The organism is Enterovirga sp. (assembly GCF_035325185.1).
Taxonomy (GTDB): Bacteria; Pseudomonadota; Alphaproteobacteria; order Rhizobiales; family Beijerinckiaceae; genus Enterovirga.
Genome location: NZ_DAOLAJ010000137.1, coordinates 1 through 7,173, shown reverse-complemented (window position 1 = coordinate 7,173; position 7,173 = coordinate 1). Strand labels below are relative to the sequence as shown.

Annotated in this window: 7 protein-coding genes and 1 tRNA gene; 5 read left to right on the top strand and 3 right to left on the bottom strand. The window is 70.0% G+C overall.

The window, feature by feature from the left end; genetic code table 11:
- The 3 genes from PKD06_RS17780 to PKD06_RS17770 all read left to right on the top strand — a co-directional run.
- The coding region (locus PKD06_RS17780; protein WP_324382479.1) for an FAD-dependent monooxygenase at positions 1 to 576 on the top strand (576 nt) is incomplete at its 5' end.
- A gap of 12 nt (positions 577 to 588) precedes the next feature.
- Positions 589 to 674 (top strand) — tRNA-Leu (locus PKD06_RS17775).
- A gap of 45 nt (positions 675 to 719) precedes the next feature.
- The gene (locus PKD06_RS17770; protein WP_324382477.1) at positions 720 to 1,277 is read left to right on the top strand and encodes a M15 family metallopeptidase; all 558 of its coding nucleotides are present in this window, start codon (positions 720 to 722) and stop codon (positions 1,275 to 1,277) included.
- A 5-nt stretch (positions 1,278 to 1,282) separates the two neighbouring features.
- Here the strand turns inward: PKD06_RS17770 and panB are convergent, their stop codons facing one another.
- Positions 1,283 to 2,101 (bottom strand): 3-methyl-2-oxobutanoate hydroxymethyltransferase, encoded by an 819-nt coding sequence (gene panB / locus PKD06_RS17765; protein WP_324382476.1) that lies wholly within the window; start codon positions 2,099 to 2,101, stop codon positions 1,283 to 1,285.
- A 190-nt stretch (positions 2,102 to 2,291) separates the two neighbouring features.
- Between panB and PKD06_RS17760 the strand changes: the two genes are divergently transcribed.
- Both PKD06_RS17760 and rimO read left to right on the top strand, forming a co-directional pair.
- The gene (locus PKD06_RS17760; RefSeq protein ID WP_324382474.1) at positions 2,292 to 3,677 is read left to right on the top strand and encodes a gluconate:H+ symporter; all 1,386 of its coding nucleotides are present in this window, start codon (positions 2,292 to 2,294) and stop codon (positions 3,675 to 3,677) included.
- 114 nt (positions 3,678 to 3,791) lie between these two features.
- Entirely contained in the window at positions 3,792 to 5,132 is a 1,341-nt protein-coding gene (gene rimO, locus PKD06_RS17755; RefSeq protein ID WP_324382472.1) for a 30S ribosomal protein S12 methylthiotransferase RimO, read from the top strand.
- A gap of 218 nt (positions 5,133 to 5,350) precedes the next feature.
- Here the strand turns inward: rimO and PKD06_RS17750 are convergent, their stop codons facing one another.
- Together PKD06_RS17750 and PKD06_RS17745 are read right to left on the bottom strand one after the other, a co-directional pair.
- Positions 5,351 to 5,770 (bottom strand): PaaI family thioesterase, encoded by a 420-nt coding sequence (locus PKD06_RS17750; RefSeq protein ID WP_324382469.1) that lies wholly within the window; start codon positions 5,768 to 5,770, stop codon positions 5,351 to 5,353.
- On the bottom strand, positions 5,767 to 7,173 hold a 1,407-nt coding region (locus tag PKD06_RS17745; RefSeq protein WP_324382467.1), incomplete at its 5' end, for a glutamate synthase subunit beta. The genes PKD06_RS17750 and PKD06_RS17745, both read right to left, overlap by 4 nt.

Below are 7,173 nucleotides of genomic sequence, written 5' to 3'. Positions count from 1 at the left end.
GGGCTCTGGCTGGGCCGGGGCGGGAATGTCGTGCTCTATCCGGTAGCGGCGGCGCGCGCCCTCAATCTCGTCGTCGTCGCCCGGCGGCGGATGCCGGAGGAAGGCTGGTCGCGCGAGGCCGATCCCGGCGAGATCGCGCGCGCGCTCGCGGATGCCGAGCCGAACCTGCGCCAGCTCGCCGCCGGGGCGCCGGGCTGGTCGGCATGGTCGCTCTTCGAGCATTCCGCGAGAATCCTCGCGCGCGGCCGGATCGCCCTTGCCGGCGATGCCGGCCATCCGGTCCTGCCCTTCCTCGCCCAGGGCGGCGCGCTCGCGATCGAGGATGCGGCGCAGCTTGCGGCCCTCCTCGGCGAGGACGCCGCGCAGGTGCCGGCGGCGCTGCGGGCCTACGAGACAGCGCGCCTGCCGCGCGTTCGCCGGGTCCAGGAGGCGGCCGCGAGGAACGGGCGCGCCTATCATGCCGGCGGCCTCGTCGCCCTCGCCCGCGACGCGGTCATGCGCCGCCTCGGACCGGAGGGGATGCGCGAACGCCATGCGTGGCTCTACGGCTGGACAGCACCCGAGCGGACGGCCTAACGCTTGCCGTACGCGGACGTGGCGAAACCGGTAGACGCAAGGGACTTAAAATCCCTCGGGCTCAGCCCGTGCGGGTTCGATCCCCGCCGTCCGCACCATCGCCACCACCCTGCCGAAATTCCCCGCCAGAGCGGCGCGTTCCCATGACTCGCTCTTCTCTCGCCCGGCCGCTCCTGCTCGCCGCCCTCTGCCTCGCCCCGGCGGCGCTCGCCGCCGCGCAGGGCTACGGCCCGAACGACGTCTACGCGAACATCCCGCCCGTCGACGATCGCGGCCGGCGACAGATCCCGATGTTCAATGCCTGGAACCCGGACCCGATCGGCAATCACGAGCGCAACCTCGCCAGCGTGCTGCCGCCGCTCTCGGCGGTCGTCCGCAAGGCGCTGAGGGACAATCCGGGGCTGCATTTCGTCGTCGGCTCGGGCACCCGGAGCTGGGAGCAGCAGCGCCAGGCCGAAGCCTGGGGCTGGTCCCCTCGCGCCCATCCCTTCGCGGCGAGCCCGAGCCTGCGCAAGCATCTCGAAGGCAGGGCGGTCGACCTGTGGCCGCTCGACGAAAGCGGCCGCGTCACCTTCTCCCCCGCGCTGCAATCGCGCGTCGCCTCGGCCGTGATGCGGGCCTCCCGCGATCTCGGCGTGCCCCTCTCCTGGGGCGGCAACTGGCGCCGCAGGAAGGACCCGACCCATTTCGAGCTAAGATAACCCTCTCAGTCCTTCGGCTTGTAGACGTGCTCGGGGCCGGGAAAGCTCCTGTCCGCCACGGCCCGGGCGTAATCGGCGATCGCCCGGTCGGCCGCCGCGCCGAGATCGCCGAAGCGGCGCACGAAGCGGGGGACGCGCGCGGAGAAGCCGAGCATGTCCTCGAGGACCAGCACCTGCCCGTCGCAGCGCGCCGAGGCGCCGATGCCGATCGTCGGCACGGGGACGGCCTGCGTGATCTGCGCCGCCAGGGGCTCGACCACCCCCTCCACCACCATCGCGAAGGCTCCGGCCCGGGCGACGGCGACGGCATCCGCCTCGATCGCAGCCCAGCCGGCGCGCTCCCTGCCCTGGGTCTTGAAGCCGCCGAAGGCCATGACCGATTGCGGCGTCAGCCCGATATGGGCGACCACGGGAATGCCGCGGGACGTGAGGAAGGCGATGGTCTCGGCCATCGTCGCGCCCCCTTCGAGCTTGACGGCGGTGCAGCCGGTCTCGGCGAGAATGCGCGCGGCGCTGTGGAACGCTTGCCGCGGCTCCGCCTCGTAGCTGCCGAAGGGCATGTCCACGACGACGAGCGCCCGGCTCGATCCGCGCATGACGCTCTTCCCGTGCAGGATCATCAGGTCGAGCGTCGCGCCGAGCGTCGATTCCATGCCGTGCTCGACCATCGCGAGGCTGTCGCCCACGAGAATCATGTCCGCATGCGGATCCACGAGCCGCGCGGTGAGCGCGCTGTAGGCCGTCAGCATCACGATGGGGGCGCCCCCCTTGCGGGCCCGGATCTCGGGCGCCGTCACCCGCTTCACGGTCGTGTGTGCGCTCACTTTGGATCTACTCCCTTGCCGCTCCCGGCAAAGGCTTATTGCGCCGCGGCGGCAACGGCGGCAATCCTCGCCGCGCCGCCCGGCGCCGCTCGCCCCGGCAGGGGAGAATTCTTGATCCGCCGCAATTCCCGTCTTGCCTCTCCCCCTTCTCGGGGCGTAGGCGTGGCGCCAACAAGCGGGAGGGCACGCCATGTCGGAAACAGATATCCGGCTGTTGCTCACAGCACTTTTCGGCGTCCTCTTCCTCGTCGGACTGATCGTCTCGAAAATCAGGCTCCATCCCCTCCTTGCGCTTCTGCTCTCGGCGGTCGCCGTGGGATTCGCGGCCGGCCTCGTCCCCGGCGACATCGCCAAGGCGATCTCGGCCGGCGCGGGCCATACGCTGGGGGATGCGGGCCTCGTCATCGCGCTCGGCGCGATGCTGGGTAAGATCCTCTCCGATACGGGCGTCACGGAAACGATTGCGAACGCGATCACGGCGCGCGCCTCCGAGCGTGCCCTTCCCTGGGCGATGGCCCTCGCCGCCTTCATCGTCGGCATCCCGATGTTCTTCGAGGTCGGCCTCGTCGTGCTTCTGCCGCTGATCTTCTCGGTCGCCCGCAAGCTCGAGCGGGGCGGCCATGTGAAGGGCTCGCCCTACGTCCTGATGGGGGTGCCGGCCATCGCCGCCCTTGCGGCCATGCACGGCATGGTGCCGCCGCATCCGGGGCCGCTGACGGCGATCGCGGCCCTCAAGGCCAATGTCGGCCCGACCATGCTCCTCGGCTTCATCGCCGCGATCCCGGCCATCGCGCTCGGCGGGCCGATCTACGGGCATTTCATCGCCCCGCGCCTCACAGTGCGGCCCGACGAAGCCCTTCTCGAGCAATATACCCATGCGCCGAAGCCGGGCGTCGAGCCCCCGAGCGTCGGGCTCGGCCTGCTGGCGGTCCTCATGCCGGCGCTCCTCATGCTGGCCCACACCATCGCCGATGCCGCCCTGCCGAAGGGCGCCTTCGTGACCGAGATCCTCTCCTTCCTCGGCAAGCCGGTCATCGCGATGCTGGCCAGCGTCATCTTCGCCTGCATCATGCTCGTCTACCTCCGCAGCGGAGACCGCGATCATCTGCGCGAATCGCTCGGCGCGAGCCTCAAGCCGATCGCCGGCATCCTGCTCATCATCGGCGGCGGCGGCGCGTTCCAGCAGGTGCTGGTGCGCGCCAAGGTCGGCGAGGCCATCGTGCATCTGGCGCATTACTTCTCGCTGCCCGCGCTTCCCCTCGGCTGGCTGATCGCGATGCTGCTCTCGGTCTCGACCGGCTCGGCGACGGTCGGCATCGTCGGCGCGGCCGGCCTCCTCGCGCCCCTTGCGGCTGCGGATCCCGCGGTCAACCTCGCCCTCCTCGCCATCGCGATCGGCTCGGGCTCGCTCTTCTTCAACTACGCCAACCATGCCGGCTTCTGGTTCGTGAAGGAATCCTTCGGCATGACCATGAGCGAGGCGACCTGGACCATCTCGATCATCCAGTCGATCGTGGCGATCGTCGGCCTCGTCATGGTGATGCTGCTGAACCTCGTGCCGAACCTGCCGCACTGAGCACGCACGGGCGGCGCTTCCCTCAGCGGCGGGAAGGCTTTATGAGCGGGCGGCCTGCCCGCTCATCGCCGCGCGGGCCTGCGCGCTTGCGCGTCCCTCCCGGAACCCGCCGCCATGAAAGCCGCCCCCGGCGAGCCCGATTCCAGGGCCGCCCCGAAAATCTCCTTCGTGTCGCTCGGCTGCCCGAAGGCGCTGGTCGATTCCGAGCGCATCCTCACGCGGCTGCGGGCCGAAGGCTACGAACTCACCAAGCGCCATGACGGCGCGGACGTGGTCATCGTCAATACCTGCGGCTTCCTCGATTCCGCCAAGGCGGAATCGCTCGGCGCCATCGGCGAGGCCATGGCCGAGAACGGCCGCGTCATCGTCACCGGCTGCATGGGAGCCGAGCCGGATTCCATCCGCGAGCAATATCCCGAGGTGCTCGCGATCACGGGGCCGCAGCAATACGAGAGCGTGCTCGCGGCGGTGCACCAGGCCTCGCCCCCGCGACACGATCCCTTCCTCGACCTCGTGCCGCCGCAGGGCATCAAGCTGACGCCGCGCCACTACGCCTATCTGAAGATTTCCGAGGGCTGCAACAACCGCTGCACCTTCTGCATCATCCCGAAGCTGCGCGGCGACCTCGTCTCTCGGCCGGCGGGCGAGGTGCTGCGCGAAGCCGAAAAGCTCGTGAAGGCAGGCGTCAAGGAGCTGCTCGTCGTCTCGCAGGACACGAGCGCCTACGGGATCGACCTGAAATACCGGGAGAGCCCCTGGCAGGACCGGCAGGTCCGCGCCCGCTTCCTCGACCTTTCCCGCGAATTGGGCTCGCTCGGCGCCTGGGTGCGGCTGCACTACGTCTATCCCTATCCCCATGTCGACGAGGTGATCGGGCTCATGGCGGAGGGGCATGTGCTGCCCTATCTCGACATCCCCTTCCAGCACGCCTCCCCGAAGGTGCTGCGGGCGATGAAGCGCCCGGCCCATGCCGAGAAGGTGCTGGACCGGATCACGCGCTGGCGCGAGACCTGCCCCGACCTCGCCATCCGCTCGACCTTCATCGTCGGCTTCCCCGGCGAGACGGAGGAGGATTTCGAGCTTCTGCTCGACTGGCTGCGCGAGGCGAAGCTCGACCGCGTCGGCTGCTTCAAATACGAGCCCGTGCGCGGCGCGCCGGCCAACGACCTCGCCGATCCCGTGCCCCCCGAATTGCAGCAGGCCCGCTGGAAGCGCTTCATGGCGACCCAGCAGGAGATCAGCCGCCGGCAACTGGCCCGGAAGGTCGGCCGGCGCCTGCCCGTCATCATCGACGAGGCGGGGGGAGCCGTCGCCAAGGGCCGCTCGCGCTACGACGCGCCGGAGATCGACGGCACCGTCCATGTGATGTCGCGCCGCCCGGTGCGCGTCGGGGACGTCGTCTCGGTCAAGATCGAGCGCACCGACGATTACGACCTCTACGGAGTCGCGGTGTAGGGTACAGCCACTCCTGCTTCTCCCCGTCAAAGACGGAGAGAAGTCGAGTCGCTCGTCAGAGCGACCGGATGAGGGGCAATGGATACACGCCGCTGCCGGGTGCGCGCCCCTCACCCGGAGCGCTGCCGCGCTCTCGACCTCTCCCCGCTGGCGGGGAGAGGATTTTCCTGCGAGCCACCCCATAGGCGATGTGGAAGGGGGGCCACCGCGCAGAAGCCCTACCCTCTCGTCAGCACCATCTGCGTCTGCGTGACGAGGGCGGCGAGCTTGCCGTCGGGCCGCGTGATCCGCGTCTGCCAGACCTGGGTCGAGCGGCCGCGATGCAGCGGCGTGCATTCGGCGCGGGCGATCTCGCCCAGCCGGATGGCGGCGAAGAAATTGGTCTTGCTCTCGATCGTCGTCGTCCCCGTTCCCGCCGGGAGGTTCATGAGGGTCGCGGTGCCGCCGGTATTGTCGGCGAGCGCCATGATGGCGCCGCCATGGAGCACGCCGTTGCGGTTGCAATGCTCCTCCCCGACGAGAAGCTCCGCGACGACCCGGTCCGGCTCGGCGCTGACGAGGCGAAGGCCGAGATGGCGGCCGAAATTCGATTCGACCTCGGCGAGGCTCGCGGGATGCGCCTCGTCCGGTCCGCTCATCGCGGCAGGACGGAGGCGCCCATCAGCGCCTCGTCGATGGCCCGCGCCGCCTGCCGCCCCTCGCGGATCGCCCAGACCACCAGCGATTGCCCGCGCCGGATGTCGCCGGCCGCGAAGACCTTCTCGCGCGAGGTGCGGTAGTCGGTCTCGTTCGCGAGGATGTTGCCGCGCCGGTCGGTCGCGAAGCCCGCCTCAGCCATCAGCCCCTCCTTCTTCGGCCCGGCGAAGCCGATGGCGAGGAAGACGAGATCGGCCGGCAGCGTGAACTCGGTGCCGGCGACCGGCCGACGCTTCTCGTCGACGCGCGCGCAGACGACGCCCGACACCTTCCCCCGGCGCCCTTCGAGCCGCAAGGTCGCGGCCTGGAACTCGCGCTCGGCGCCCTCGGCCTGGGAAGAGGAGGTGCGCATCTTGGTCGGCCAATAGGGCCACACGACCAGCTTGTCCTCGCGCTCGGGCGGACGCATGCGGATGTCGAGCTGCGTCACCGAGAGCGCACCCTGCCGGAACGAGGTGCCGACGCAGTCGGAAGCCGTGTCGCCACCGCCGATCACGACGATGTTCCGGCCGGAGGCGAGGATCGGCTCCTCGTCGCGCTCCGGCTCCTGGCCGACGCGGCGGTTCGACTGCGCCAGGAACGGCATGGCGTAATGCACGCCTTCGAGGTCCTGGCCCGGAAGCTGCGGGTTGCGCGGGTCCTCGGCGCCGCCGGCGATCAGCACCGCGTCGAATTCCTCGACGAGCGAATCGAGGCTGCGCGTCGCCCCCACATCGACGCCGTAATGGAAGACGACGCCCTCGGCCTCCATCTGCGCCACACGCCGGTCGATATGGCGCTTCTCCATCTTGAAGTCGGGAATGCCGTAGCGCAGGAGGCCGCCGGCCTTCGCCTCGCGCTCGAAGACATGCGCCGCATGCCCGGCCCGGGCGAGCTGCTGCGCCGCCGCGAGGCCCGCCGGGCCCGAGCCGACGACGGCCACCTTCCGGCCCGTGCGGATGGCCGGCACTTCCGGCACGATCCAGCCGTTCTCCCACGCCTTGTCCGCGATGGCCTGCTCGATGGTCTTGATGGCCACCGGCTCGTTCTCGAGATTGAGCGTGCACGCCTCCTCGCAAGGCGCGGGGCAGACGCGGCCGGTGAATTCGGGGAAGTTGTTGGTGGAATGGAGGTTGCGCAACGCCTCCTGCCAGTCGGAGCGATAGACGAGGTCGTTCCAGTCGGGGATCTGGTTGTGGACCGGGCAGCCGGTCGGGCCGTGGCAATAGGGGATGCCGCAATCCATGCAGCGCGCCGCCTGCTTGCGCAGGTCGCCGTCGTCGAGCGGCAGCGTGAATTCCTTGAAATGGCGAATGCGGTCGGCGGCGAGCTGATACTTCTGCTCCTGCCGGTCGAATTCGAGGAA